Source organism: Fructilactobacillus sp. X7R7C1 (assembly GCF_059901065.1).
On the sequence record NZ_JBWXVF010000001.1, the window covers coordinates 277,660 to 304,512 of the forward strand.

Consider the following 26,853-nt stretch of genomic DNA (forward strand, 5'->3'; position numbering starts at 1 on the left):
TATGAAAGGATCATTATGAAATATAAGAACTTGCTAGTAGGTATTACTGGTTCTGCCGACGTTTTAAAAATTAACGATTATCTAGCACAATTAGGATTTGTTTTTCCACATATAAGAGTTATTTCTACAAGATCTGCTTGTACTATGATTAATAAGAGTACATTAAAGTTGTTTTCAGAGAAAGTTTATTTGGATGGTAATGAAGATCTGAGTGAAAATAATCATATTAGTATTTGTGAATGGGCAGATGCATTCATTATTATACCTGCCACGGCTAATTTTATTGGTAAGTTAGCCAATGGAATTGCAGATGATTTACTTTCTACGGTAGCTTTATCTTTTGGAAGTAATTTAATAATTTGTCCTAATATGAACAAAAGAATGTGGTTAAATCCAATTGTTCAAGACAATTATAAAAAATTAAAAAGGTTAAATTATAATTTCATTGGGCCTGTCTCAATGGATGCATATGAAGTGGCGGCTCATTCTATTAATAAGCAGTTTGTGGTTCCTAATATTGAATTATTATGCAACGATTTGAAAGGTATATTGATTGATAGTGAAAGTTAGCAAGGGATTAGGATTATTTATTTGTTCACTGGTTGTTTTTTTAATATTACAATTAAACGTTTTAGGATCAGAAAATGATGCTTATTCTGTTAGTAGTAAGAGTTCCAGTAATAATGTTGAATTAGGTACGTTACTTTCTACTGCCGATAAACAAAATAAAGTTGTAATTAATAATTCTTCACCACAGATTGGATACTATAATATTAAGTTCACTAATAGTGATTTTATCAAGAGAATTAAAAATATAGCATTTATATCAAAAGTTCAAACTAATAAAATTTCGAATGAAACAAATTATGGTAAGGCCAATTTAAAAAATAATGTTCCTGATTTAACTAATTATCAATGGGATATGAAACAAATCACTGACAATGGAATGGGATATAAATTAATACCTAGAAGTTTAAAAAATAATAAAGTCGCTATTATTGATTCTGGAATCGATTTTGATAATCCATCTTTAAAAGAGTGTAAAAGTAATATCAATAGAAATTTTGTTAGGAAAGGTGGAGTAAATGGAAATGATCCAAAAGAAACTGGAAATAAAAGTGATTTTCAGGATGATTTTGGGCACGGAACAGAAGTTGCTGGACAAATTGCAGCAAATGGTAGCATAAAGGGAACAGCTCCTGGAGTTAAATTGAGTTCATATCGAGTTTTTGATAGTAATGGGAAAGGGGAAACTTCTTGGATAACTCAAGCTATACTGTCTGCGACAAAAGACCATGTAAAGCTAATAAATTTAAGTCTTGGTGAATACGTAGATAGTGGAAACCTAAATAAAGCTGATCGGATTGGATATGAACGTTCTATTAGATATGCTATCCATCACCATGTTTTAGTTGTAGCTGCTATGGGAAATGATGGAATAAACGAGGATGATTCCCGACAACTTGAACTGTTGTATAAGAAACAAAATCCCATGAAAAATGTAATTGGTAGAGTACAAGATTATCCATCGAATATAAATGGAGTTGTAAAAGTAACTTCATCGTCAAGAGATGGCTTGCTATCTTCATTTTCTAATTACTATTCTAATAATAAAAGATATTATTTGGTTGCTCCGGGAGGGGATGAAAGACTTTTAGATAAAGTTGGGCCTAAAGTGTTTTACGATAAAAAATTATTTATGAATGAATTCGTTTTAACAACCACTAATGATAATAATTATTCTTATTTTGATGGAACATCGTTATCAGCTCCAAAAGTTTCTGGAATTTTAATGGATACATTGTGTAAATATAAATTATATAATAATCCCAAAAAAGCAATCAGGATTGTTTCAGATACATCTACTAATAATTCTAATCAATTAAAAATAGTGAATATGGAGAGGGCACTAAATAACAAATAAATTGAGTGTGTTTATTCATCAATTTCCATCGCCATTTTTACCAGCTGTTTCTTAACGGGTCCGATGTTATCTCGATGGGCGAGGACGATCAGCGTGTCACCGGCTTTAATCTTAGTGTTTCCATTAGGGATGATGTGGAGATTACCCCGACTAATTGTGATTAGAATGGAGTGGTTCGGCCAGTGGATGTTTTTGACTAATTTGTTTTCAATTGAACTGAATTCGTAGACCGGGACCTGAATCTTGTCCGTCTTGCTGTCAGCGTTGAAATACGTCTTAATGGCTGTCAATCGTTCCGCTAAGGCTTGATAGATTGGTTGACCACCCAGCATGTCGACAACGACGTACGAAATGAGGACCACGAGCGCTAACGCCATGAAGTTCTTGGTGTTACCGACCAGTTCGGTTATTAGCATAATCGAGGTAAAAGGCGCCTTACTGACAGCCGCAAAGTAGCCGGCCATCCCGAAAATCAGCAAGTTATTGACGTACCCGGAACCAAGTAGTCCAGTCTGTGACATAAAGCCACCGTAAGCGGCACCAATCAGTGATCCAACTGCTAAGACCGGCATGAAGAAGCCACCTGGAATTCCAGCACCATACGTAATTAATCCGAAGACAAACCGGACGATTAAGAAGACAAAGATGGCGGTTAAGGGCACGTTGTGGGTAGCAACGGTCATGATGACCCGACTACCACTTCCGATGGTGGTCGGAAAGAACATTCCAACGGGAATAACTAGTAAAATCGGAATCGCACACATAAAGTACCATGGAATAATTTTAATCTTAGCGAACCACTTTGGCAGGTCCAGTAGACCTAGGTTATAGACGTAGCCTAGGACACCCAGAATAATACCTAGGATAATCAGTTGCCAGTAGTTCTGCAGTTGAAAAATGTGACTGTAGAAAATGGGCAGAATGGGTTTTAAGCCGAAAACTTTTAAGGAAACAAAGTTTGCACAGATTGACCCCGTGAGTGACGAAAGCCAAACGGCGGGGGAGAAATTGCGGTAAACGCCCTCCATGACGAAGAACGTCCCTGCTAGTGGTGCACTAAAGGTGGCCGACAGTCCTGAGGCTGCTCCGGTCGCAATCATCAATCGCCGCTCAGAACCGTCTTCTTTAAATCCCTGGGCAATTCCTTGACCAATGGCACCACCTAACTGAACGGAAGGTCCTTCTCGTCCAACGAAAATTCCGGTTCCAACGGTTAGGACACCAGTGACAAATTTCCGCCATAAGACAGAGACCCAATTAGTTTCAATGTTGCCCGCAAGTTGAGCTTCAACCTGTGGAATCCCGGAGCCTTTAACGTCAGGATCGCCCTTCATGATAAGACCGGTCACGATTGAGATGAGTAAGAAAGTGGGAATTACCAACCACAGAAGATTGAGATTGTGGTCAAGTCCATGATAAATTGTAAGCGACCATTTTAAAGCGACCTGGATTAGGTAACGAAAAGACGCAATTACGGCACCCGTCAGCGTTCCAATAATGGTTGCAAAGAGAACGTATCGAATGTCTGAAAAATCAATGTGGTGTGTGCGTTTCGGCAAGTTGTTCATCTCCATTAAGCAATTACACCAATTGTATCACGATTAATTTCCCCAAATGAATTCGATTTTAGGGTAAAATAATAATATAGAAAAGATTTAATTGGAGGAATTTATGAAGAAATCAGATATTGTTCAAAAGTTAGACTTCTTGTATGTTCTAACCCTAGTAATTTCAATTATTGAAACGGTTTTGTTGTTTCCAATCCTCGGTGGGATCATCATTGTCAGCATGCTTTGGGTTCCACTCTTGGTGCTATTAGGACTCTACATTACTTGTTTCATCATCAGTTCGCAGATGGTGAGTTCTTTAAGTGATGGTAAAGTTAAGGCTGAGATGGATAACATCAAACCAAGATTTATCGTTGGGATTGTCTTGTCGATAATCGCGGTCATTCCAATTGTGGGATGGATTTCACACATTGTGATGGCCATTATCATGTGGCAGGTATTTACTAACATTAGTACGCTTAAGACGGACTTGATTAACGATGATGGAACTAAGGGTGATTGGAAGGATGTTACACCAGACTCTGAGAAGCAGAATTCGAGCCAGCAAGGTTCAGGTAGCAATTCTAATTAATAAACATATTAGCTAATTAATAATTTTATCCTTATACAAGCACAAATACACCTATGGTTTTCATAGGTGTATTTTATTTTCATTAATTTTTCACTAAACTAAACCTTTTTTGTGTCATTGTGTCTGACCTCCACTAAGATAGTACATAGACTTATTAAAATCATTTTTAAAAGTGAAAATCAATTAGAAAGGAGCAAGGCCAATGAAAAGAATACTGAAATGGACTGGAGTGACGGCTTTCTTCTTTGTCATTTTCGCAGTCATCCTTGATTTGGCGGTTGGCTATCTCCTGTTTAACTTTGCCTTTGGGAAGACGGGACTAGCCAGCTTGTACAACGAAAATGCTGGAACGCCCGATACCGAGTGGTTTAGTGATAATCACGCACAGGTTCTACACGAAAAGGCGAGTGATGGGACCAATCTAGTTGCTAGATACGTCCCATCGGAAAAACCAACCAACAAGACGATGATTGTCGTTCACGGGTACGGTAGTAATAGTGAAGAGATGGAATCCTTTATAAAAATCTTTCATGATGCCGGTTATAATGTTCTTGCACCGGATAACCAGTCGTTTGGCGGCAGTGGTGGTAAATACATCGGGTACGGTGTCAAAGACGCCACTAACCTGGAAAAATGGGCTCGAGTGCTCAATTATGACCACCCCGATGGCGAATTAGGGTTATTTGGGACAAGCATGGGGGCGTCGGCCGTCATGTACTCTTTACCAAAAATGCCAAGTAACGTGAAATTTGCGATTGAAGACAGTGGTTATGCCAGTGTCGAAGGGGAGTTGGGTGGCCAATTGAAGCGGCTATTTAACATTCCGAGTTTTCCACTGGTTCCGACCGTTAATCTCTATGTAAGAATGTTTGCGAAGTATAACATGAATGATGGGAACACGAAGAAGACCCTGAAGCACAACCAGATTCCGTTGTTTATCATTCACGGTGATGTTGACAAGTTTGTCCCCGTTAAAAATGCCTATGAGAACTACAAGAACGATGCTGGTCCAAAACAAATCTGGATCATTAAGGGTGCTGGCCATATTGAAGGTCGGAGTCAGGATCCAGATGCGTATACGCAAAAAGTCGTCAACTTTTCTCAGCAGTATTTTAAGTAGTTGAATTTGGTGAAATGATTGGTAAAATTAAAACACGAATGCTGAGGAGATGAGGACCAATTAAAGCCAAAATTAGACTAACAGTTGCGTGTTTACTTGTAATCGGGGTAATTGCTGCGTATTTTATCCTGGATCAAAGAGAACGATTGGTCCTCTTTTTTGAAGGAGTTGGATTAGTTGTCGCATGCGTCCTGTTTGGATGGCACGGAATTAATGAGTTAATCAAAAGAATTTTAAAGGTATTTTAGACAAAAAAAGACTACGAATTTGAATTCGTAGTCTTTTTGGTTGATAATTTTAACCGTTACCATTTTGAAATGATGGGTATAAGGTCATTCCACCGTCAACGTAAAGTGAGATTCCAGTAACGTAGCTAGCTTGGTCAGAAGCTAACCAAACGGCAGCAGCTGCAACTTCGGAAGGTTTACCAATCCGGTGCATTGGAACCATGTTAACAGTTGATTCGTAAGTCTTAGGATTAGCAAACTTCTTGGCGTTGATTGGGGTGTTAATGGCACCAGGACAAATCGAGTTAATTCGAATGTTTTGTTGAGCAAATTCCATTGCGGCAGTTTCGGTGAATAATTTAACGCCACCCTTACTTGCAGCGTAACTTGCAAATGTCGGCCATGGAATTTGTTGGTGAACTGATGAAGTTTGAACGATACTACCCTTCTTGTTGTGCTTTAAGAAGTAGTTTAAAGCAGCTTTAGTACCCAAGAAAGTACCAGTCAAATCAACGTTAACGACTGCTTCCCATTCTTCAAGGGTAACTTCGTTTGTAGGGGTCTTCTTTTCCATCCCAGCGTTGTTGAACCAAACGTCCAAATCACCAAAGGAATCAACGGCGGCTTGTACTAATGATTCAGCACCAGCATCATCGCCAATGTCGCCTTGCTTAGTAACGGCGTGGCCACCGTTTTTTTCAACGATTTCAACAACTTGGTTAGCTGCATCTTCGTTTTTGTGGTAGTTAATAACCACGTTCATGTGTTCTTGACCCAAACGTTCAGCAATGGCAGCACCAATCCCTGAGTCTCCTCCAGTGATTACGGCCGTCTTGCCTTCAAGATCTTTATACATAACCATATAATATACACCTCTACATTTCTAATCCTGTTAAGCGGATTGGACTTGTTTCTGACACTATAATAACCCATTAAGAGACTAATATAAAGGGGAAAGAACTGATTGACCCTTTAAAATTAAGTTGTGTACATTTTACTTGCGTTATGGTGAATTCCTGCTATCATAAATAGTGAAGATTTGAAGAGGTTCATTTCTGAATCACTTATAGGAGGTTATAAATATGAAACTAACAATTACTGATGACGCAATGGCCTACATGAAGAAAAGATTAGCAGGTGCTAACGCATACCTGTTGGCCGCAAATGACGGATCAAATAACTTCTCTGAAGGTGCCGGCGGTGCTTGCACCGTTGGAGATGCCTTTCAAGTTGTTGGTGTTTCAAAAGCACCATCAGACTATGATGTTAAACTTGAAAACAATCAAGGTGCTGACGTTTTAACCAGCAAGAATGATATGACTTTCTTCGGACCAGGTCTAAAACTTGATTTCAAGAATAACTTCTTACAGTTAAAAGATGACGGTGAAATGATTGATGGTCAAGTTACGACCAACAATCAAGTTGAAAAATAGAATAAGAGATTAATAAGCCAGGGAAGAACCGGAGTAATTGCTTCGGTTCTTTTTTATTAAAAAATGGGATTCACGTCACGTGAGTCCCATTTTCGTTTATTTAAAATGTTTTTTGTAAAATGCCAGCCCAAGGTATCCCAGTAAAAGTAACCAAGAAATAACGCTGATCCAAATCCCAATGATGTGAACGCGGGTGCGGTGATACGTCAATTTGATGGTGTTTGCTCCCTTTTTGACGGGAATGTGGATGGCACGCTTTTGGTCTACTTTAATTGGAACGGCCTGATTGTTAACGGTCACTACGTAGCCAGGGAAGTAAACATTTGGCAAACGAACCCTGGTGGCACTTTCAGCGTCTAACTGGTACTCAATTTGATTGTACGAGGTAGTCCGTTGCTTTTGTTTTAAGCCCTTCTGATTTGGATTCATTTTTAAAATAGAGTGTTCTTTGAGTAGCGGTTCTAGTGAATCGGAAGCATGAGGGAGGTAGTCCCAATAAACGGCCGATTTTCCCACCTTTTCAAATTCCTGTGGTGAAGAAGCCTGAGGTTCCCACGATTTGAGCTGCAAATTGGTGGCAAGTGATGAACACAGGCTAAGTCCTAAGACGCCTAAAAGCAAGAGAGCTCCCGTAGAATTGTTTTTGGCAAAAATCTTGGTGATGATTTCTCCGCCTAAAAACGCTAATAGAACGGTGGTGATGATCAGAAAACGGAATGGGAATTGGATCATTCCCACCCACTTTTGCAAAAGGTCCCACGGAAAAAGATTCGAACTAAAAAGCAGAAAGAGCAGTGAGAGGACCGTCATTGATCTAGAGAACAGGTCGATTCGATGCCAGAAGACGAACAGCAAAATGATGATCATTAGTCCGACAATGCCAATGCCAGCGCCGTACTGCCACGGTCCGTTCGGAGTGGGACCAAAAAACAGATTGGTGACCGGGATACTCATGTCTTGGAGGCGACACTTCATGATGGAAATTTCTTGGTCGTAGTGGTAATTCTGAATTAATGGCAGTAAAAAGAAAGTTGACAGAAAAAAGGTTCCGACGGCAGCGGCGATTAGCGCTAGGCCTCGCTTCACCTTAAGTTTCAATGAATCATGGTTTAACATGATAATAATGATCGTCATGGCGGCAAAGGTACCGGCAATTAAAAACGACAAGAGGTGGGTTAAGACTAAAAATGTTAATCCAATACTTAAGACCCACCACTGACGATCGTTTTTGATACATACTTGATAAATTCCGTAGAGAACCACTGGCAGAAAGACAAACGCCATTCCTTCAGCCACATCAAAGCGCACAAAGAGGTCGAACGTTAGATACGTCGATAAACCGTAGATGATGGCGGATGCGAGCCCAGTCAGTTTCCGATTGGTAATTTTCCAGGTTGCTAGATACATGGAGATAAATACCAGAAAGTTGATTAGTATTAGGTAAAGTAAGTAGGATGTGTACGGATTTTTAATGGCCAGATGAATCATGGCCTCAGGTAAGACGGCAAAAATCGGATAGAACCCGTTTAGCGGATAACCAACTTTGACAAAAGTTTTCGTCATCATCCCTGGTATCATATGTAGGATGCCACCGTGTTGAACCTGGATGTAACTCTCGTACGCCCGGGCCAGATGAAACTGCATGTCTTCGCGTGGTAGGATTGGATTGCCAAAGAAATACGGACTGCTGATTGCCACACTTAGAATTAAAAATAAAATCATTGAAAATAGCGTAAAATGTTTATGTATGAACTTCGAGATGGTAATTCCCCCTTGTGAGTTAATATCGTTATTATAGAATAACTTTAAAAGTTATTCTATTTTTTCTTAAAAATGATTGACATTGAGTTTTAAAGCATGTAAAGTAACGACCATTAAAAACAATAAATTAACTAAACGGAAAAGTTGAGTAGGCAGAAGAAACTCAAAGAGAGTCTCAGGCTGGTGCGATGAGATGAGTTAACGTTGTTGAAGATGGACTTGGAGTTTTCACCAGTGAATCGTGAGCTGGTGACGGGATGCCGCCGATATCATGGACCGGTTATTTTTACAAGTAACCGTTGAGGTAGTCGTTGTGAGACGACTATGAACTAAGGTGGTACCGCGAAAGCATTCGTCCTTTTTACAGGATGGATGCTTTTTTTGTTTGGTTAATAAATGGGAGGAACGCAGATGAGAAGATGGGTTAAATACTTAATTTGGATTGGAATTATATTGTTTATTGGAATCGCCGGATACTTCAGCTTTTTCCACCAATCAGAAGCGGAAGCGAACACCATTACCGTTGGCATCATGGCCGGATCCAAACAGGAACAGGCCATCTGGAACGAAGTAGCTAAAGACGCCAAGGATAAGTACGGCCTAAACGTTCAGTTTCAGACGTTTACCGATTATTCACAGCCTAACAACGCTCTGACTAACGGAGACATTGATGTGAATGCCTACCAAAACTACCCATTTTTGGACAATTGGAATGACGTCCACCACACTGATATTGTTCCGGTTGGGGATACCGTGATTGAGCCAATGAGAATTTATTCCAATCAGTTTAAGTCAGTCAGTGAAATTTCCAGTGGAACTTCCATTGCGGTGCCAAACGACACTAACAACGAGTCCCGGGCTTTACACGTCCTCCAGAGTGCGGGATTAATTAAGTTAAATCCGAAAAAGGCGTTCACCACCGTCAAGGACATTACTAGTAATCCGAAGAACCTGAAGATTAAGGAAGTTGACGCCTCGCAAACGCCACGATTACTGAATTCAGCGGGAGCTTCCGTTGTGAACGGGAACTTCGCTGAGAGTTCGAACCTGAGTCCCAAGAAGGCCATTTATACGGCGCCATTTACCAAGGATTCGCATAAGTGGGTCAACTTCATTGCCGCAAAGAAGCGCGACGAACATAGCAAGAAAATCAAGGAATTAGTGAAAGCCTATCAGACCGAAAAGACCGCTAAACTGATTAAGAAAGAGTCCGGGATTAATCAACAAGCGGCTTGGAACCTTAAATTTAAGTAACTCAATAAGAATTCATCAATTAATTGATGAATTCTTTTATTGGTCTGAAACAATGGTTTAATAAATGGTAGAATGAAAAAAACGATGGGAGGGGTCCAAATGGGTTCAGTAGCTACGATTAGAGACGTTGCGTCAGAAGCAGGAGTGTCAACTGCCACCATCTCACGCTACTTAAACGGAAAGACCAACCACATGTCCGATGCTACTGCCAAGCGGGTTACCGAAGCGATCAAGAAGTTGAACTACGTGCCAAACGAATCCGCCAGACAGCTCATTACCAAGCAAAGTCGATTGGTGGCGGTCATTGCGGCGGATGTTGATGATTACTTTTCCACGGAGATTTTTAAGGGTGTTAATTCGGTTTTAAAAAAGAACAACTTCATCGCGGTCTTAATGGACTCCGATAGTGATGAACGGCGGGAACTTGACACGTTATCGTCACTTAACCAACAAATGTTTGGTGGCGTCTTGATTCAGCCGTTAAGTAACGACCTGGACGCCTTTCAAAGCTCAATTCCCACAAATGTACCGGTGGTCATGTTAGATCGGCAGATTAAGGGCAGTCCGTGGCCGAGTGTGGTTACCAATAACTATGAGGTCAGTAAGAAAGCGGCGCGATACTTTAAAGACCAGGGATTAAGCCACGTCTTTGTGATTACAAATAATGTAAAAAACGTTTCCACCCGAGAACAACGACTGAACGGGATTAAAGCAGTCTATGGGAACCACGTCACGATCATTCAACCGGGAAACGATGAGGCTTCATTTCGTCAGGCATACTCCAAACTGAAAAATGACATCAAAGAAACAAATGGGGGGCTGATTTTTGCTTTAAAGGAACGGTGGCTCTTGAAGTTTTTGCCCAAGTTGATTCGGGATGGGGTAATTCGGAAGTCCGATGGGGTGCACATGACGGGATTTTCTGACACTTCACTGGTAGATAATATTGACCCAGGAATCAAGGTTATTAATCAGGATCCGTTTCAGATTGGGGTGAATGCCGCTCAGATCCTGATTGAAGGGATTGAGAGTGATTCCCAACCGATTGCGAAAAAAATTGAGATTCCAGCCCAATTTTAAGTCTCGAGGCTAGCCTAGTGAGGCTAGTCTTTTTTTATGGCGTCATGGAAAACGATTACATATTTTTAGAAAAAAGATTGCCAAACAGTATTGACTACTTTTATGTAAACGTTTACCATAAATATCAATATGAAAGCGTTATCAAATAGACAAAGGAGTGGATACTGATGCGATTATTTTTAAACACATGGATCTTTGTAAATGACATCGAGGCCGGTACGAGTCAGGCAGCGTTATTCCCGCGCGTGAAACAAATGAACGTTGACGGAATTGAAGTTCGACGAGAATACATCAAGGATTTTTCAAAGGAACTAGATGAGATTGATAATGCCAGATTGAGAACGGGACTCCTTGTTAATTATAGTGTTCCCGATGAGCTGTTTTTAAAGGATGGTTCGGTTAATCCGAAATTGAAGCAGTACTTCAACGAGGGGCAACGAATGGGAATTACTAAAATTAAATTTAACGTGGGAAACTTCAGGGCTTTTCATGGTGACTTAGCTCACGCGTTTGATGGTTTATCACTCGATCAGATTCAAATGAACGTGGAAAACGATCAAACCAAATTGAGTGGCAAAATGGCTAATGTTAAACACTTTTTAAACCAAGCGAAAAAGAATGGGCTGCCCATTAAGTACGTGTACGACCTTGGCAACTGGGCGTTTACCCATCAAAGTGCGGACTATGCGGCTGATTCTTTGTACCAGTATACCGATTACATTCATCTAAAGAACGTCAACCAGTTTGACGAAGATGACTTACAGACCGCGGACGATCTAAACGACGGCATGTTTGATTGGAAAAACATCCTGAACGAGTTACCGAAAACGGCGGATTTGGCGCTTGAATTCCCGATGGAAGATGATGAACACGTTGAACGTCAGGTTAAGTTGCTGAGAGATGAGGTGATGTAGCTGATGAATACCATTATTGCAATTCTGTTACTGATTACCTTTGCTGGCTTTATCTTTTACATTGTTAAGGGTGGGGACCTGACCATTGGGTTCTTTGTCATGGCGATTCTTTGGACCGTCATTGGTCTGATCCCATATCACACCGCTTTGACGGCGGTCTTCTCAACGCCCGCCTTGAAGTACGGTTCGACGATTATCTACATCGTCTTTGGTTCGTGGTTCGGACGAGTGCTGGTTGACAGTGGCATTGCGCCATCGATTTCGCAGAAAACGAATAAGGTTGGAAAATCGCATCCCTTACTAGCCGCCATCCTGATTGTCTTAGTTACGGCCCTGCTGTTTGTTAGTTCCTACGGAGTGGGTTCGGTCATTGCCATCGGTGTCATTTTGTTACCAATCCTCTTGTCATTGGGGATTCCTCGAGATGTGGCCCTAACGACGTTTGCCTTGTCGATTGGTTCGGCCATGTACGTTAACGTCGTGTTGTTCAACCAAATCAAGGCCTTCTTTCCCAAAGCTCAGTACAATCTGCACTACCTCGAGTTTGGATGGGCTGCTATGGCGGTGCAACTAATCGCGGTGATCTTGTTCCTAGTGATGAAACGCCACACGTTCAATCCAAAGAATGCCGAGGCCAACCTGAAGAAAATCGGGGCAACTGATCCAGGAGACGTCGACAAGATTCCGTACATTGCGTACGCCATCCCAGTTGTTCCCGTTATTTTGAACATGGCGCTCGGCTGGGATGCCATTCCAGCCTTGATCCTTTCTAGTATCCTAGCGATGCTTGTGACTGGTAAGATGAACGGCTACAAAAAATTCAAAGAATTTCTTAATACCACGATTAAACAGTCCATTAACGACATTTCGGGCTTAATCATGTTCTTGATGGCACTGGTTATGTTTGCCGGGGCGGCTCAGTTAAACGCTGGTCGTTTCAAGGGAATCTTCAGCGCCATCCTGCCAAACAGTCACTTACTGCTAGCACTTGGAATCGGAGTTCTTGCTCCCTTAGCATTGTTTAGAGGACCACTTCAAGTCTGGGGTGCAGGAGCTGCGACGGCTGCCGTCCTTTCCGCCACTGGAATGTTTAACGACATGTTCCTCTTACCATTAATGTACGTTCCAACCCTGATGGCGGTTTCAACTGATATCACTCAGTCATGGAACGTCTGGGGTCTTGACTACATGAAGGTTCGTCCTCAGCAACTGTTGAAACTGGGAGTTCCGGTCATGTGGATTGTCTCCATTTTAAACGAAATATTAGTGTACTTATTCTTCGGATAGATGATTAAAGAAAGGTGAAAATTATGAGTGAATTTCTGACAATTGGTGAACCAGTGGTAACGTTCGCCTCAACCGATCCTGACGCTACTTTAGCTGATTCGACCCACTATCTAAAAATCCTCGGAGGGGCAGAACTAAACGTGGCCATTGGTGCTAAACGACTGGGACATTCCACCCAGTATGTGTCTCAGGTAGGAACCGATCCGCTGGGTAAATACGCCAAAGACGTGATTATCGACCACGGTGTTGGCATTGACTACGTTAAAGACGATCCCGATCACTGGACGGGTCATCAATTGAAACAGATGGTGACGCACGGTGATCCCCAGACGTTCAACTATCGCACGGGATCGGCCGCTTCTCATCTAAATCAAGATGTAATTGACGAGATTAATCTTGACGATGTTAAAATGGCTCATCTAACGGGGATCTTCCCGGCTTTGTCAGCTGAAGCGGAAGGCTCATATCGTGCATTAATGGACCGATTGATTAATAATGAAATCAAGATAACGTTTGATCCAAACCTGCGTCCCGGACTGTGGGGTGATCATGATCGAATGATTAAGACGATTAACGAATTGGCTAAAAATGCTGACATTGTGATGCCAGGTGTAAACGAGGGCAAGGTCCTCATGGGAAGTGATGACCCGGAAAAAATCGCTGACTTTTACCTCCAAAATGGCGAACGCACGAACGCGGTGCTCATTAAGTTGGGCCCTGATGGTGCGTATGTGAAGACCAAGGATGGTGATTCATACACGGTCTCCGGTTTTAAGGTCGATCACGTCGTTGACACGGTTGGTGCCGGTGATGGGTTTGCACTCGGGGTAATTACCGCACTATTAGAGGGCAAAAATCTAAAGAGTGCGGTCATGCGGGGAAATGCCGTTGGGGCGCTTCAAGTTCAGACGCCCGGTGATAACGACGGCTATCCTACTCCAAGTGAATTAAATGAATTTTATAAAAAAGAACACGTTAGTGAATCGTAAGTAGATGGGAGAGATTATGATGGCTAAAAAAGTTGCAGTACAAGCAAGTTTGGCTCCAGATGGAAAACAGCTACTGAAAGACAGTGGCTTTGATGTTGTGGAATTACCTGACAAGAAGATTTCAACGTTGCTAGACATGGCCGCCGATGCTTATGGCATCCTGATTGGCACGACCCCGTTTCCAAATGACACCATTGAAAAGATGCCGAACTTAAAAATCATTGCTAGAAACGGTGTGGGTTATGACAATATCGATGTTCCCTTTATGTTACAACATGGCATATATGTAACAATTACGCCGCTCGCCAATGCCTCAACGGTTGCGGAGACGACGTTAGCCGAAATCTTTGACGTATCAAAGAACGTTACCAATGATTCGCACGAGATGCGTAAGGGGAACTGGAACTACAAGAAAGATCATATGGGTTTTGATTTAGAAGGCAAGGTCCTCGGAATTCTCGGTTATGGCCGAATCGGCAAGATGGTCGCTAAGAAGGTGAGTGGACTGGGGATGAATGTCATCTACAATTCACCACATGCTGAAGACTCTGAATACGGTAAAGCGGTTAATCGCGATGCCATCTTTACTGATTCAGATATCGTCACTTTACACATGCCAGTGCTACCCTCTACTAAACAAAGCGTTGGTAAACGTGAATTTGAGATGATGGACAACTCGGCGGTTCTCATTAATTTGGCTCGTGGAGCACTCATTAATACGAATGATCTAATCGACGCTTTAAAGAGTCACGAAATTAAGGCCGCTGCCCTGGATGTGTTTGATTCTGAACCGCTACCAATGGACAGTCCACTCTACAAGCTGGATAACGTCTTGTTGACACCGCACATTGCCTCTAACACGGTGGAATGCATGAACCGGATGGCGCATGACGCTGCCAGTGAAATTGTAAAAGTCCTAAAGGGTGAACAACCACAGTGGGCGGTTAAAAAGTAAAAAAAATTAATTAAGAACTGGGATGCAATGGTCTCAGTTCTTTTTTATTTAAGAAAATCTTTAAAAAGTAATTGTCATCATCTTTTTTTCACGGTACAATTCAATGCAATACAAATGAAAAGGAGTGATGCATATGCATAATATGTTCAAGAAAGAATCGGTTGCTAGTTTCGTCAAAGCCGATGCTGGCTTAAAGCGAACACTGACCGCTAAAGATCTAATCGGTCTGGGCGTCGGAGCCGTTGTCGGAACTGGGATCTTTATTCTTCCAGGACACGAAGCAGCTTTACACGCAGGACCAGCAGTCGCACTGGCATTCTTGCTTGCTGCCATCTTAGCTGGGGTCGTGGGTATGGCGTATGCCGAGTTTTCGTCGGCGATGCCCGTTGCTGGTTCAGCATACTCCTTTGGAAGCGTCGTTTACGGCGAGATTATCGGGTGGATTCTTGGTTGGGGACTAATCCTAGAGTACTTCTTGGCAGTCTCCGCTGAGGCCACTGGATTTGCTTCGTACTTTAATAACAATATTTTAGCCGCCATTGGGATTAACATTCCGAAGTTTCTTCAAAGTGGGCCAATGGAAGGTGGCATCGTCAACATCAGTGCCGTTGTCATTACCCTGTTAGTTGGATTACTCGCTTTAATGGGAACTAATTTTTCCAAGAAGATTGAGAACGTTGCCGTGCTGGTCAAGATTGGCATCATTGTTTTGTTTATCGTTGTGGGTGTTTTTTACATCAAGTCAAGTAACTACGTTCCGTTTTACCCGAAGCAATTTCACACCCCACCGTTTGGTTTAGGTGGAATTTCGACCGCCGCTGCGACCGTATTTTTTGCCTTCATGGGCTTTGACGCGTTGGCATCGAACTCTGCTGAAACCATTAATCCTAATAAGAATATGGCCAAGGGAATCCTTGGAACCGTTTTGATTGCGGCCGTCCTATACGTCGGGTTCTCTTTGGTCCTGACCGGAATGGTTCATTACTCACTACTAAACGTTGACGATCCAGCCGCTTTGGCATTCTCCATGGTGCACCTGAACTTTATGAACAAGGCTATCACGATTGGAGCGCTATTTGGAATCTTCACCGCCATGGTTACCATGGTCATCGGGAGTTCCCGACTGGTTTACTCGCTTGGACGTGACGGACTAATTTCTAAGAAAATGGGGAAGATTAACCACAAGACTGGAATTCCAACCTACGCGGTTTGGTTGGCTGTTATCATTCAGGCCATCTTTGCTGGAGTTGTTCCATTGACTCAACTAGTTTCATTGATTAACGCTGGAACTTTGGTTGCGTTTGCTTTTATCTCATTTGGGATCATTCCATTGAGACGAAGAAAGGACATCAAGAATACTGGTTACAAGATGCCACTTTACCCATACCTGCCAATTCTAGCCGGACTGATGAGTATCTACTTCATTATCATGTTACCGAACGTGACCAAGATTGCGGTAATTGGTTGGTTAGCACTGGGAATTGTGATCTACTTTGTCTACGGGATTCATCATTCTCGATTGCAAAATGAAGAATAATTGATAAATGGGAAGCCGTGAGATGGCTTCCCATTATTTATACATAATTGTTGAGAAATATATTCAAATGTGGTGAAATAATATCAAATAAATTATGGGAGTAAAATATGACTACAAAACAACCAATTGAAATTCTTGTAACTATCAATCAAGGGTACATTAATCCATTAAAAATTATGTTATATTCACTTAGACTTAACAATCCAGATGTTAATTTTAGAATTTGGGTTTTACAAGCTGATTTTACACCAGAAAATGATCAACAACTTATTAATTATGCTGGTGAACTACATATGGAACTTCAATCAATCCAAACGGGTCAAAATTTAAAAATTCCAGATTCTTTTTTAAGTGTTTATCATTATCCAAAAGAAATGTATTTTAGATTGTTATGTGGTAATGTTCTACCAAAAGATTTAAAAAAAGTAATTTATTTGGATCCTGATCTTTTAGTTATTAACGACATTCAACCTCTTTGGAATCTCCCCTTAGATGGAAAAATGTTTGCGGCTGCAGTTCATAAAGGGCTCACTGACATGATGAGATCTATTAATAATCTACGTCTTGATACCGATGGGGGTTATTATAATTCAGGAGTTATGGTGATGGATTTGGATCAAATGCGTAAAAAAATTAGGCTTCAAGACATTATTGATACTATTAAAAAGTACAATGATTATCTAATTTTACCAGATCAAGATATTCTAAATTATTTATATGGCAATGATACCAAGGAAATCTCTGAAGATATCTGGAATTTTGATGCGCGTCAATCTTTAAATTATTTAACTCGTAGTGGGGGAAAAGAAGACCTTGATTGGGTTATGAAAAATACGGTTATAATTCATTTCTGTGGTAAACCCAAACCATGGCAGCTTAATAGTAATTCTCCGTATACAGCACTTTGGCTTAATTACCAACAAATTGTTACCAATCAATTAAATTAAAATACAAAATATATAGATTATATACTGGGTAATCATGATTTATTTTTGAACTGGCATTTAATAAGTAAGAATGGAAAACTAAGAATAGTTTTCCGTTTTTTATATCTTAGAAGCATTTAGCTGTGATAAAATTAACATAAAGATTGATTATTATAGTAAGTGAGGAAATTGAACGATGGATAAGAAAGTGGCTCTAGTGACAGGTGCTGGACAAGGAATCGGAGAGGCTATTGCCAAACGATTGAGTAAAGATGGCTTTTCCGTGGCACTGGTTGGTCGTCATTTGGATAAGGTGGAAGAGGTTGCTAAAGAGATTCAAAGTGACAATGGGGACGCCATTGCCATTAAAGCTGACGTTGCCAATCGTGACGAAGTTTTTGCAGCCGTTGAAAAGGCCGCTAAACATTTTGGTGACTTCAACGTGATTGTGAACAACGCTGGAATTGCGCCAACCACACCAATTCAGACCGTTACTCCAGAGGTCTTGGAACAAGCCGAAAAAATTAACGTGGGTGGTACTATTTGGGGAATTCAGGCTGCCGCTAAGAAATTCAAAGAACTTGGTCATTGCGGTAAGATTATTAATGCTTCATCTCAAGCTGGGATGACCGGTAATGAGAACTTGACCGTTTATGGTTCAACTAAGTTCGCTATCAGAGGAATTACTGAAACAACCGCCAAGGAACTTGCCGATGACGGGATTACCGTTAATGCATACTGCCCTGGCATTGTGGTCACTCCCATGATGAATGATATTGCCCAAAATGTGGCTGATGAAGCCGGGAAACCATTTGAATGGGGAATGGAACAGTTTGCAAAAAACATTGCCTTGAAACGACTTTCAAAACCTGAAGACGTGGCTGGCTGTGTTTCATTCTTAGCTGGTCCTGACTCTAACTACATGACTGGTCAGTCATTGTTAATTGATGGTGGAATGGTATTTAACTAAATAGATCGGAACTCTAGCTTTAGCTGGAGTTCTTTTAATACATACGAAAAGGTGAAAGAAAAATGGTATTAAAAACAAGGTTTTGTCCTAACTGTGGAGCTGAAATTCCAGTTGACGTGAAGTTCTGTACGAAATGTGGGTACAAACAACCTACTATTGATGAGTTGGAAGAAATGAATCAGGAAGAGGAAACAACTACTGTTGAGGTTGACCCAAATGAAAAACAAGACGAGGGTCAACCTGAAATTGTGATTCCTGTTTCAGCTGGTGCAATTCCTGATGGATATGAATTCAATCAAAACGGGTCAGTGGCATTAAGTGACCACTATATTCCAGATGATGATCAGATTTTGCGGGATTTTCAACAGGAAGCTTTTAATAAAATTAGAGATATTGTGAAAGAAAATAATTGTGATGGTGCCTTTAACTTGGCAATTCAGACTCAGATTGACGGAGATAGTTCAAAAATGTTCATTTTCGCCTATTTTGATATGGCAAATAGTGTAAAATAAAAGTAGATGTTACATTAACATCGATTTAAATACATACTATGGAGGTTTTACGATGGATGACACCAAGCACTGTCCCAATTGTGGCAAGTTGTTAAAGGCGGATGTTAAATTCTGTCCTTATTGCGGTCAAGCTCAACCCGAGATGGCTGATGCCCAAAGTAATCAAAGCACTGATAATCAACAGGCTAATTATGGTTATCAAGAAACTAATAATGAGCAGCAGACTTATCGTCCAGAATCTGATAATGGAGCGGATATTCGTTCTGAATATTCATCACCTAACATGATTACATCGTTTAAGGATTTATTTGGGAACATGTTTCATATTTCTGGAAGAATGAGCAGGGCGTCGTATTGGTGGTCATACTTAGATGTATGTTTAATTACAGTTGCTTTTTATTTCTTGATGTTTGTGTTCGGTAGTATAGATTCTTCGGTGGCATACGCGATTACAATATTGATTGGAATTGCATTTCTTGTTTTTGGTGTTGCCGCGGGTATTGCACAAATCACTTCTACCTGTCGTAGATTTCATGACATCAATTATTCAGCTGGTTTCTGGTGGTTACAACTGATTCCATTTGTTGGAAGTATCATTGTTTTCATTTTCATGCTGTTTAGTTCTGTGGACGAAGGCAATCGCTTTGGTGGACCAGATGTTAGCTACTTGAAGAAATTAAAATAGTTAGTAAAAAAAACACTGCTTAATGGGCAGTGTTTTTTTTACTAACTATTATTGTTGTGGACCCATAACAAAGTGTTTTCCCGATTTCATATTATTTCCCCAATTGATATTAATAGCGGTTTTAGTTAGGTGGAAAGTATCAGTGAGACTACTAGCTAATTGTAAGGGGAGTTTTTTAGGATCTTCGTTAGAATCGTCATTGTTTAGAACTTTATACATGTAAAATGACTGATTTTGGTGTGGTAATTTGGCCTTGATCAAGTAGAAGCTACCATAATTTGCATTCTTTTTATCGTTTGGATGCTTTATGTAAAATTTATATGATTTGTCTTTCGTATTATACATTAACGTGGCATGTGCTTCACTAAGTTCATCACTTAATGAAAATCCATTTGGTGCATCGTTGTCGGGACGGGCTGTGTGATTAATCGACTTAATCACGCTATTAGCATTCGTATCCTGATTAGGGAAAACATGGCGCGCCCTAAAGTAGAAATTCAAACCGAAAATAACGGCAAGGATAATGGTTCCAATCCCACCTAGCAGTTTCTTCAAGTTACTTTTATTGTTTTGGGGATAATTCTCAGTCGGAGCGGTTTTGGTTTGTTGCTGGGTAGTCTTGGGCTGCTCAACTCCACAATACGGACAAAAGCTCGCGTCTTTTTTGATCTTTTTACCACAGTTGACACAAAACTTTGTATTATTCATTAGATTTCATCCTACTTTCAAAATACTTGTGAACCCATGACCATCCCGAAAATAATTCCAATGATCATCAAAACGACTGACGCAATTATCAAAATAATTCCAGCATTTTGGTGGTATTTAAGTTCGATTGCGCCAAGCACAATTCCAATAATTCCAAACACGATGGGGACAAAGAGGGTCGACAAAACGGCGGAAATCCAACCGAACACCAGTAGAAGGGTACTGATGGTTTCAGGATTGCCCTGATTGCTAGTAGTCTGGGGTTGCATGCTTGCTGGACTTGGTTGTGACTCATTATGCGGGGTCGAATTGATTTCTGGTTGTTTGGCACCACAATACTGACAGAACTTTGTTTCCTTTGGGATCTTCTTGCCACATTTAACGCAGAATTTTTCGTTAGTGTTATTCATTGAGATAAGCCTCCATCTTGTGATTGAATTCATTATTCACATTAATAATACCATTCCCTTGTTACTCCCGCAATTGAAGGCTGAATTAAGAGAAATAAAAAACGTTCGACTGAATTTATTTTCAATCGAACGTTTTTGAAACGGCTATTTGTATTGTTTGGCTTCCTCATCACTACAGTAGAGCCAGTGACCAGGACGGACTTCCTGAAGGTATTGGTCTTCTTTAAATGGTTGACTGTGGTCGAACTTGATAATCTTGTGCTGTTTCTCTGAGTGTGGGTCAGGAACTGGCACTGCTGACAACAAGCTTTGGGTGTACTTGTGAAGTGGATGGTTGTATAACTCATCGGTATCAGCCATTTCCACGATTTTACCAGCGTACATGACGGCGATTCGGTCACTAATGTACTTCACCATTGAAAGGTCATGAGCGATGAATAGGTACGTTAGACCCTCTTTTTCTTGAATGTCCTGCATTAGGTTTACGACCTGAGCCTGAACGGAAACGTCCAGGGCGGAAATTGGTTCATCAGCGATGATGAACTTCGGCTTAACCGCTAGGGCTCTAGCGATTCCAATTCGTTGTCTCTGACCACCAGAGAACTCGTAGGGGTAACGACTGGCATGTTCTTCGTTTAGGTTAACGAGGTGAAGGAGCTCTCGAACTCGGTTATCTCGTTCATCAGAATCTTTAACCAGGTGATTGATATCAAGGCCTTCGGCGATGATATCCTCCACTTTCATTCGGGGGTTCAGTGAGGCATACGGATCCTGAAAGATCATCTGCATCTGACTTCGGAGGTTTTTCATCTGTTTGCGTTTTAGCTTCGAGATGTTTTGCCCCTCAAAGTCAATTTCACCATCAGTTGGGTCGTATAAACGAATGATGTCTCTTCCGGTCGTACTTTTACCAGAACCAGATTCACCAACCAAACCTAGCGTTTCGCCAGGATAAATGTTGAATGAGATGTCGTCAACGGCCTTAACTTCGTCGGGCTTACCGACGTTAAAGTATTGTTTTAAATGTTTAACTGAAACAATTGGGTCCTTTTTAGTCATGGTCGTTTTCACCTCGTTTCTTAAATTCAGCCTGACGCTTTTGAATTGATTCTGGTGGAGTAACCTTTGGAGCTCGCTTATCTAACAACCAGGTGGCGGCGTAGTGACTGTCACTGACCTTGAAGAAGGGTGGTTGTTGTTCATGGTCAATCTTTAAAGCGTACTTGTTACGGGCATAGAAAGCGTCACCCTTTGGTGGATTAATCAAGTTTGGTGGGGTACCCGGAATCGTGTTTAATCGATCACTCTTCATGGATAAAGTTGGCATGGAATCAAGTAGTCCCCACGTGTAGGGATGTTGTGGATTGTAGAAAATGTCGTCAACGGTTCCATACTCGACAATCTTACCGGCGTACATGACGGCTACTCGATCGGCGATGTTGGCAACCACTCCTAAGTCATGAGTGATGAAGATAATCGACGTTCCAATTCTGTCCTTTAACTCTCTTAGTAGCTTAATGATTTGAGCTTGAACCGTAACGTCCAATGCGGTAGTCGGTTCGTCGGCGATTAGAACATCAGGATGGTCAATAATAGCCATTGCAATCACGATTCTTTGTCGTTGACCACCAGAAAATTGGTGGGGATAGTCGCGCATCCGTTCTCTCGCGTTGGGAATGCCGACTTCTTCTAGTACCTCAGCCGCCCGCTTTAAGGCTTTTCCTTTGGACATCCCCTCGTGAACTCGTAGTGGTTCGGCCACTTGATTACCAATGTTCATGGTGGGGTCCAGTGAGGTCATGGGATCCTGAGAAATCATGGCAATCTTGCCACCACGAATCTTGTCCATTTGTTTTTTGGATTCTTTTAAAATATCTTTGCCTTCAAAATCAATTGTACCGTTGGTGATGGTTTCGTTATCAGCTAGGAGACGCATGATCGTTCTCACGGTGATTGACTTACCTGAGCCAGATTCACCAACGAGCGCTAACGTTTCTCCCTTGTCAAGGTGAAAGCTAACGTCACGAATGGCCTTCACGGTTCCGTTTAAGGTAGCAAAATCAATTGACAGGTTTTTAACGTCTAAAACTTTTTGAGCCATCTTATCTGTCTCCTTTACTTAGATTTTGGATCGAACGCATCTCTTAATCCATCTCCAAGCAGGTTGGTCGTAATCATAATGACTGACAGTACGATTGCTGGAACCCACATTTGATATGGCAAGAAATGAAAGGCCTTCTGACCATCGTTTAGAAGTGTACCAAGGGATGCGTTTGGTGCTGGGATCCCAATCCCAATGAAACTTAGGAAGGCTTCAAAGAAGATGGCCGATGGAATGGTAAACATGGTTTGAATAATGATAGTAGAACTGAGGTTTGGAATCAGGTGTTTCATCGCAATCTTGAATGGTGATTCACCAAGGGTTCTGGCGGCTAGGACGTATTCGGATTCCTTTAGTTTAAAGGTCTGAGCACGAACTAAACGTGACATGGTGATCCATCCGGTAAAGGCAATGGCGATGATGATTGAAGTGATTCCGGGTTTAAGGATTAGTAGTAATAAAACAACGACGATTAGGTTAGGAATTGATGAGAGGATTTCAACGATTCTCTGCATGAAGGTGTCAACGGCACCACCGACCCAACCAGAGATTAAACCGTAAGGAACACCGACTAAGAGGTCAACTGCTGTCGCAACGACCGCGATAAACAGTGATAACCGAGTCCCGTAGAGAATTCTTGAGAAGAGGTCACGTCCTAAGTAGTCGGTCCCCATGATGTAGTAGGTTCCCTTTGGAACGTGTTCTGCTTGATATGCGTTGACCATGTGGCCACCGGCTTCGTGAATACCGTTTAAACCGGGGATGTTAAGTGAACCCCACTTTGGTGGGAGGTTGGCGTACAAAACGTTTTGAGCGTTTGGATCGTGTGGTGAAAGAATCGGGGCGAAGATTGCGACTAGGGCGATAATGACTAAGAGAATCAAAGAAGTCATGGCAACTTTATTTCGAACTAGTCTTCGTTTAACGTCTTGAAAGTACGTTAAAGATGGGGTGTTAATTGATTCCGATTCAGTGTCCAAGTTTGAAAGGTCGTCACTTGCGAACTGGAACTGATCTTCAAGTGGTGGTAAGTTTTCGGCCATTATTCTTTACCTCCGTTTCCTAGTCTGATTCGTGGATCGATGATTCCGTAAAGAATATCGACAACTAAGATAATGACAACTAATAAGAATGAGTAGAAGATTGTGAGTCCCATGATGGTGGGGTAATCGTTCGTCAGAATGGACTGAACGAATTGATTACCAATTCCAGGAATTGAGAAGATGTTTTCAACAACTAGTGAACCCGTCATGATTGAAACGGCCATGGGACCAACGATGGTTATAACGGGAATCAGTGAGTTTCTTAGCGCATGATGCGTAATCGTCTTTCTTTCCGAATCACCCTTGGCTTTTGCCAGTTCAATGTAGTCACTGTCTAAGACATCAACCATTTCAGTTCTCATGAACCGGGCGACATTTGCAAGTGGAAAGGCCGCAAGCGCTAGCGTCGGTAGGATACTGGAACTGAAGTTCTGCCAGAGGGCAACTGGGAACCATTGTAGTTTGTAACCGAAGTAGTACTGAAGCAGAACGGCTAAAACGAAACTTGGGATTGAGATCCCAAGGATTGAGATGAAGGTGGCACTTGAATCAACCCAGGTATTTTTCTTGATGGCGGCAACGGCACCAAGGATGATTCCAAGAACTGAACCAACGACCATGGCTTGGGTACCAATTTGCATTGAAGGACCAATGTCATGGGCAATCAATTGAGTAACTGGTTGGTTGTTAAATTGAAATGAAGTACCTAGATTTCCGTGGAGTAAATTTCCCATGTAGATTAAGTACTGATCCCAAAGTGATTTGTTTAATCCGTACTTTTGGTTCATTATTGCGATTTGACTTGGCTGGAGTTTTGCCTGGTTTGAGTAAGGCGTACCGGGTAAAAATTTCATCAGGAAGAAGGTAACCGAAGCAACAATGAATAAAGTGAGGATTAGGTAGAAAATTCGACGGATGATGTATTTAGTCATTTTAATTTACCTCTCTTTATTTCTTGTAGGTAGCCGCGAGATTGAAATTCCCGTTTGGTGACAGGTTGTAATTGTGAACGTCGCTTCTGGTAAGAGCTGCGGTGTTTTGTTGATAAAGCGGAACGACTCCCTCTTGCTTAGTCAAGATGGTCTGGGCGTTCAGGAGGTTCTGCCAACGAGCTTGATAGTTACCGGCGTTTTTATCAGATGCTTGTTTGATCTGTTGGTCGAACGCTTTGTTGGACCAGTGACCATCGTTCATAGCGCCACCGGTTTCAAAGAGGTTCAAGAAAGTCACTGGATCTGGGAAGTCGGCGTTCCAAGCTGAGACAACCATGTCGAAGTCACCACTAGATGAACGTTGAAGTCGGTTCTTAAACGGAACGTTTGAAAGGGTGACCTTCAATCCAGGTAGTTTCTGTAGTTCAGCCTGCAAGAATTCGGATTGCTTTAGGGACGAATCGGTATCGTCACCTAACAAGGTTAAGTTGAGGTTCTTCTTCCCAGTCTCTTTTAGACCCTCAGTCCAAAGCTTTTTAGCTAACTTGGGATTGTAGTCGTTATAACTTGCGTCCTGTTTACTTTGGGCTTCGTTTTTGAAATCAACTCCCGTTTGTTTGTTCCAACTCATCTTAGCTGGAACGACACTTGAATCCGGTGTAGCAGTCTTACCTAACACTTGGTTAGAGAGGAGTTGGCGATTGATGGAATGACCAATGGCCTGTCTAATCTTGGTGTTCTTGAAGAACGGATCCTTCTTCTCGTTCATCTCAATGTAGAAAGTACTTGAAGTTGGTTTCGTTGAGAAGTCTTTTTCGTTTTTCAGTTGGTTAGCTGAATCACCGGTTAGGCCGTTGTACTGGTCAATTACGTGACTAGAGTACAAGTTAAGTCCGGTATTGGGATCTTTAACAACGTAGTATTTAACGGCGTTCAATCTAATGTTCTTTTGGTTCCAGTACGAGTTATTCTTGCTCTCGGTCCAGGCGGTGTTTCCAACCTGCCATTTATCTAACTTGAATGGTCCATCGAATACCATGTCCTTACTGTTTAATCCATACTGACTTCCCGCTTTTTCAACGACCTTCTGATTAAGTGGCAAGTATGATGCTCCGGTTAATAGGGCGTTGAAGTAGGGAATTGGTTGCGACAGGTTAACTTGTAACTTATGGGGACCAATGGCCTTAACGCCTAAGGTCTTTGGTGAAGCCTTCCCGTTGGTAATCTTGTCAGCGTTTTTAACTCCCTCAAAAATGTAGGAGTATTGAGAAGCCGTCTTTGGAGCAACGATTCTTCTCCATGCGTAGACAAAGTCATACGCGGTCACGGGGTCTCCATTTGACCATTTGGCGTTTCTCAGATCGAAATTATACTGAGTTCCACCTTTGGTTGGGGTAACGACTTTGGTCGCAATGCCAGGTTCAATCTTGCGGTTATTGTAGCGGTAAAGACCTTCCATCGTGTTGTTTAGGTTTTGCGCTCCAATACTATCCGTTACCATACTTGAGTCCATCGTAGAAATAATATCGCTGGAGTTGACTGCCATGTCCTTACTCCCCGATTTACTACTTCCAGAAGAACAACCAGTAAGCATTAGCGCTAAAGCGGCACCAATGAATGCTACTGAAAATATCTTCTTATGGTTCAAATGAAACACCTCCATGTTTGCTGTTTTGCTTTTTGTCGAATATACGCGCGTGTTTCACAAAAGTAAATACGTTTTTTATATTTTTCTTAAGAATCTTAATAAATCTTTAAAGCAAGTGACGTTATATCAACGTTTTTGCTTGACGTTACAAAACTTGTGACATGAGTAAGGGGAGCTAAATAATGAAAATGATACATATCTTTGATTATGTAACTTTTAGCGGATGAGAATCCCTTTGTGATGGGGTTTGGTTATGCAAGTTTTTGATTAACGATTGAAATTGAGATTTGATTAGGAT

At 41.4% G+C, this 26,853-nt stretch carries 26 protein-coding genes and 1 other annotated feature; of the genes, 16 read left to right on the forward strand and 10 right to left on the reverse strand.

Going from position 1 to position 26,853, the window contains the following annotated elements; genetic code table 11:
* Positions 1-15: 15 nt before the first annotated feature.
* Positions 16-570 (forward strand): flavoprotein, encoded by a 555-nt coding sequence (locus tag AC6UDC_RS01190; protein WP_500720897.1) that lies wholly within the window; start codon positions 16-18, stop codon positions 568-570.
* A complete protein-coding gene (locus tag AC6UDC_RS01195; protein WP_500721212.1) occupies positions 560-1,924 on the forward strand; it encodes a S8 family peptidase in 1,365 nt (454 codons plus the stop codon). Before AC6UDC_RS01190 ends, AC6UDC_RS01195 begins: the two co-directional genes overlap by 11 nt.
* Before the next feature lie 11 nt (positions 1,925-1,935).
* On the opposite strand, the gene AC6UDC_RS01200 is transcribed toward AC6UDC_RS01195, so the two are convergent.
* Positions 1,936-3,483, reverse strand: a complete 1,548-nt coding sequence (locus tag AC6UDC_RS01200; protein ID WP_500720899.1) for a ClC family H(+)/Cl(-) exchange transporter — start codon at positions 3,481-3,483, stop codon at positions 1,936-1,938.
* 112 nt (positions 3,484-3,595) lie between these two features.
* Here AC6UDC_RS01200 and AC6UDC_RS01205 point away from each other — a divergent pair, with 112 nt between their 5' ends.
* The gene (locus tag AC6UDC_RS01205; RefSeq protein ID WP_500720901.1) at positions 3,596-4,063 is read left to right on the forward strand and encodes a hypothetical protein; all 468 of its coding nucleotides are present in this window, start codon (positions 3,596-3,598) and stop codon (positions 4,061-4,063) included.
* Between the two features lie 202 nt (positions 4,064-4,265).
* Positions 4,266-5,183, forward strand: coding sequence for an alpha/beta hydrolase (locus AC6UDC_RS01210; protein WP_500706168.1), 918 nt, complete (start codon positions 4,266-4,268; stop codon positions 5,181-5,183).
* Positions 5,184-5,480: 297 nt separating this feature from the next.
* Here AC6UDC_RS01210 and AC6UDC_RS01215 read toward each other — a convergent pair whose 3' ends face one another.
* Positions 5,481-6,266 (reverse strand): glucose 1-dehydrogenase, encoded by a 786-nt coding sequence (locus tag AC6UDC_RS01215; RefSeq protein WP_500693605.1) that lies wholly within the window; start codon positions 6,264-6,266, stop codon positions 5,481-5,483.
* 226 nt (positions 6,267-6,492) lie between these two features.
* Between AC6UDC_RS01215 and AC6UDC_RS01220 the strand changes: the two genes are divergently transcribed.
* Positions 6,493-6,843, forward strand: a complete 351-nt coding sequence (locus tag AC6UDC_RS01220) for an iron-sulfur cluster biosynthesis family protein (RefSeq protein WP_500693299.1) — start codon at positions 6,493-6,495, stop codon at positions 6,841-6,843.
* 96 nt (positions 6,844-6,939) lie between these two features.
* On the opposite strand, the gene AC6UDC_RS01225 is transcribed toward AC6UDC_RS01220, so the two are convergent.
* Entirely contained in the window at positions 6,940-8,565 is a 1,626-nt protein-coding gene (locus AC6UDC_RS01225; protein ID WP_500720903.1) for a putative glycosyltransferase family protein, read from the reverse strand.
* Between the two features lie 168 nt (positions 8,566-8,733).
* Positions 8,734-8,967 (forward strand) — a binding site (T-box leader).
* Positions 8,968-9,015: 48 nt separating this feature from the next.
* On the opposite strand from AC6UDC_RS01225, the gene AC6UDC_RS01230 reads away from it, so the two are divergent.
* The 11 genes from AC6UDC_RS01230 to AC6UDC_RS01280 all read left to right on the forward strand — a co-directional run bounded on the left by AC6UDC_RS01230 (position 9,016) and on the right by AC6UDC_RS01280 (position 19,713).
* Positions 9,016-9,858 (forward strand): MetQ/NlpA family ABC transporter substrate-binding protein, encoded by an 843-nt coding sequence (locus tag AC6UDC_RS01230; protein ID WP_500720905.1) that lies wholly within the window; start codon positions 9,016-9,018, stop codon positions 9,856-9,858.
* Between the two features lie 99 nt (positions 9,859-9,957).
* Complete coding sequence (locus tag AC6UDC_RS01235; RefSeq protein WP_500708982.1) at positions 9,958-10,938, forward strand: LacI family DNA-binding transcriptional regulator; 981 nt, start codon at positions 9,958-9,960, stop codon at positions 10,936-10,938.
* Between the two features lie 167 nt (positions 10,939-11,105).
* Positions 11,106-11,852, forward strand: a complete 747-nt coding sequence (locus AC6UDC_RS01240) for a sugar phosphate isomerase/epimerase family protein (protein WP_500720908.1) — start codon at positions 11,106-11,108, stop codon at positions 11,850-11,852.
* The gene (locus AC6UDC_RS01245; protein WP_500708981.1) at positions 11,853-13,139 is read left to right on the forward strand and encodes a Na+/H+ antiporter NhaC family protein; all 1,287 of its coding nucleotides are present in this window, start codon (positions 11,853-11,855) and stop codon (positions 13,137-13,139) included.
* A 23-nt stretch (positions 13,140-13,162) separates the two neighbouring features.
* A complete protein-coding gene (locus AC6UDC_RS01250) occupies positions 13,163-14,128 on the forward strand; it encodes a sugar kinase (protein WP_500720910.1) in 966 nt (321 codons plus the stop codon).
* Between the two features lie 19 nt (positions 14,129-14,147).
* Positions 14,148-15,083, forward strand: a complete 936-nt coding sequence (locus AC6UDC_RS01255) for a phosphoglycerate dehydrogenase (protein WP_500707631.1) — start codon at positions 14,148-14,150, stop codon at positions 15,081-15,083.
* A 133-nt stretch (positions 15,084-15,216) separates the two neighbouring features.
* Positions 15,217-16,620 carry an APC family permease gene (locus AC6UDC_RS01260; protein ID WP_500693307.1) on the forward strand — a complete coding sequence of 468 codons (1,404 nt, stop codon included), beginning with the start codon at positions 15,217-15,219 and terminating at the stop codon, positions 16,618-16,620.
* 107 nt (positions 16,621-16,727) lie between these two features.
* Positions 16,728-17,567, forward strand: a complete 840-nt coding sequence (locus tag AC6UDC_RS01265; protein ID WP_500706175.1) for a glycosyltransferase family 8 protein — start codon at positions 16,728-16,730, stop codon at positions 17,565-17,567.
* A 175-nt stretch (positions 17,568-17,742) separates the two neighbouring features.
* A complete protein-coding gene (locus AC6UDC_RS01270; RefSeq protein WP_500706176.1) occupies positions 17,743-18,516 on the forward strand; it encodes a (S)-acetoin forming diacetyl reductase in 774 nt (257 codons plus the stop codon).
* Positions 18,517-18,578: 62 nt separating this feature from the next.
* The gene (locus AC6UDC_RS01275) at positions 18,579-19,028 is read left to right on the forward strand and encodes a zinc-ribbon domain-containing protein (protein WP_500720913.1); all 450 of its coding nucleotides are present in this window, start codon (positions 18,579-18,581) and stop codon (positions 19,026-19,028) included.
* Between the two features lie 52 nt (positions 19,029-19,080).
* Positions 19,081-19,713 (forward strand): DUF805 domain-containing protein, encoded by a 633-nt coding sequence (locus AC6UDC_RS01280; protein WP_500720915.1) that lies wholly within the window; start codon positions 19,081-19,083, stop codon positions 19,711-19,713.
* Positions 19,714-19,761: 48 nt separating this feature from the next.
* Here the strand turns inward: AC6UDC_RS01280 and AC6UDC_RS01285 are convergent, their stop codons facing one another.
* From AC6UDC_RS01285 to AC6UDC_RS01315, 7 genes are all read right to left on the reverse strand, one after another.
* Complete coding sequence (locus tag AC6UDC_RS01285) at positions 19,762-20,421, reverse strand: zinc-ribbon domain-containing protein (RefSeq protein WP_500720917.1); 660 nt, start codon at positions 20,419-20,421, stop codon at positions 19,762-19,764.
* Between the two features lie 17 nt (positions 20,422-20,438).
* Complete coding sequence (locus tag AC6UDC_RS01290; protein ID WP_500693314.1) at positions 20,439-20,831, reverse strand: zinc-ribbon domain-containing protein; 393 nt, start codon at positions 20,829-20,831, stop codon at positions 20,439-20,441.
* 144 nt (positions 20,832-20,975) lie between these two features.
* The gene (locus AC6UDC_RS01295; protein WP_500698930.1) at positions 20,976-21,890 is read right to left on the reverse strand and encodes an ABC transporter ATP-binding protein; all 915 of its coding nucleotides are present in this window, start codon (positions 21,888-21,890) and stop codon (positions 20,976-20,978) included.
* Positions 21,883-22,932 (reverse strand): ABC transporter ATP-binding protein, encoded by a 1,050-nt coding sequence (locus AC6UDC_RS01300; protein WP_500695433.1) that lies wholly within the window; start codon positions 22,930-22,932, stop codon positions 21,883-21,885. Before AC6UDC_RS01300 ends, AC6UDC_RS01295 begins: the two co-directional genes overlap by 8 nt.
* 14 nt (positions 22,933-22,946) lie before the next feature.
* Positions 22,947-23,975 carry an ABC transporter permease gene (locus AC6UDC_RS01305; RefSeq protein WP_500693317.1) on the reverse strand — a complete coding sequence of 343 codons (1,029 nt, stop codon included), beginning with the start codon at positions 23,973-23,975 and terminating at the stop codon, positions 22,947-22,949.
* The gene (opp3b, locus tag AC6UDC_RS01310) at positions 23,975-24,907 is read right to left on the reverse strand and encodes an oligopeptide ABC transporter permease (protein ID WP_500707622.1); all 933 of its coding nucleotides are present in this window, start codon (positions 24,905-24,907) and stop codon (positions 23,975-23,977) included. The genes AC6UDC_RS01305 and opp3b overlap by 1 nt, the downstream gene beginning before the upstream one ends.
* A 16-nt stretch (positions 24,908-24,923) precedes the next feature.
* Positions 24,924-26,564 (reverse strand): peptide ABC transporter substrate-binding protein, encoded by a 1,641-nt coding sequence (locus AC6UDC_RS01315; protein WP_500721214.1) that lies wholly within the window; start codon positions 26,562-26,564, stop codon positions 24,924-24,926.
* Between the last annotated feature and the right edge of the window lie 289 nt (positions 26,565-26,853).

What these genes read in the sequence shown, in the direction of transcription:
- AC6UDC_RS01190 (WP_500720897.1), top strand. Translation starts at nt 16, where the DNA reads ATGAAATATAAGAACTTGCTAGTAGGTATTACTGGTTCTGCCGACGTT.
- AC6UDC_RS01205 (WP_500720901.1), top strand. Translation starts at nt 3,596, where the DNA reads ATGAAGAAATCAGATATTGTTCAAAAGTTAGACTTCTTGTATGTTCTA.
- AC6UDC_RS01210 (WP_500706168.1), top strand. Translation starts at nt 4,266, where the DNA reads ATGAAAAGAATACTGAAATGGACTGGAGTGACGGCTTTCTTCTTTGTC.
- AC6UDC_RS01215 (WP_500693605.1), bottom strand. Translation starts at nt 6,266, where the DNA reads ATGTATAAAGATCTTGAAGGCAAGACGGCCGTAATCACTGGAGGAGAC.
- AC6UDC_RS01220 (WP_500693299.1), top strand. Translation starts at nt 6,493, where the DNA reads ATGAAACTAACAATTACTGATGACGCAATGGCCTACATGAAGAAAAGA.
- AC6UDC_RS01225 (WP_500720903.1), bottom strand. Translation starts at nt 8,565, where the DNA reads ATGATTTTATTTTTAATTCTAAGTGTGGCAATCAGCAGTCCGTATTTC.
- AC6UDC_RS01230 (WP_500720905.1), top strand. Translation starts at nt 9,016, where the DNA reads ATGAGAAGATGGGTTAAATACTTAATTTGGATTGGAATTATATTGTTT.
- AC6UDC_RS01235 (WP_500708982.1), top strand. Translation starts at nt 9,958, where the DNA reads ATGGGTTCAGTAGCTACGATTAGAGACGTTGCGTCAGAAGCAGGAGTG.
- AC6UDC_RS01240 (WP_500720908.1), top strand. Translation starts at nt 11,106, where the DNA reads ATGCGATTATTTTTAAACACATGGATCTTTGTAAATGACATCGAGGCC.
- AC6UDC_RS01250 (WP_500720910.1), top strand. Translation starts at nt 13,163, where the DNA reads ATGAGTGAATTTCTGACAATTGGTGAACCAGTGGTAACGTTCGCCTCA.
- AC6UDC_RS01255 (WP_500707631.1), top strand. Translation starts at nt 14,148, where the DNA reads ATGGCTAAAAAAGTTGCAGTACAAGCAAGTTTGGCTCCAGATGGAAAA.
- AC6UDC_RS01260 (WP_500693307.1), top strand. Translation starts at nt 15,217, where the DNA reads ATGCATAATATGTTCAAGAAAGAATCGGTTGCTAGTTTCGTCAAAGCC.
- AC6UDC_RS01265 (WP_500706175.1), top strand. Translation starts at nt 16,728, where the DNA reads ATGACTACAAAACAACCAATTGAAATTCTTGTAACTATCAATCAAGGG.
- AC6UDC_RS01270 (WP_500706176.1), top strand. Translation starts at nt 17,743, where the DNA reads ATGGATAAGAAAGTGGCTCTAGTGACAGGTGCTGGACAAGGAATCGGA.
- AC6UDC_RS01275 (WP_500720913.1), top strand. Translation starts at nt 18,579, where the DNA reads ATGGTATTAAAAACAAGGTTTTGTCCTAACTGTGGAGCTGAAATTCCA.
- AC6UDC_RS01280 (WP_500720915.1), top strand. Translation starts at nt 19,081, where the DNA reads ATGGATGACACCAAGCACTGTCCCAATTGTGGCAAGTTGTTAAAGGCG.
- AC6UDC_RS01285 (WP_500720917.1), bottom strand. Translation starts at nt 20,421, where the DNA reads ATGAATAATACAAAGTTTTGTGTCAACTGTGGTAAAAAGATCAAAAAA.
- AC6UDC_RS01290 (WP_500693314.1), bottom strand. Translation starts at nt 20,831, where the DNA reads ATGAATAACACTAACGAAAAATTCTGCGTTAAATGTGGCAAGAAGATC.
- AC6UDC_RS01295 (WP_500698930.1), bottom strand. Translation starts at nt 21,890, where the DNA reads ATGACTAAAAAGGACCCAATTGTTTCAGTTAAACATTTAAAACAATAC.
- AC6UDC_RS01300 (WP_500695433.1), bottom strand. Translation starts at nt 22,932, where the DNA reads ATGGCTCAAAAAGTTTTAGACGTTAAAAACCTGTCAATTGATTTTGCT.
- AC6UDC_RS01305 (WP_500693317.1), bottom strand. Translation starts at nt 23,975, where the DNA reads ATGGCCGAAAACTTACCACCACTTGAAGATCAGTTCCAGTTCGCAAGT.
- opp3b (WP_500707622.1), bottom strand. Translation starts at nt 24,907, where the DNA reads ATGACTAAATACATCATCCGTCGAATTTTCTACCTAATCCTCACTTTA.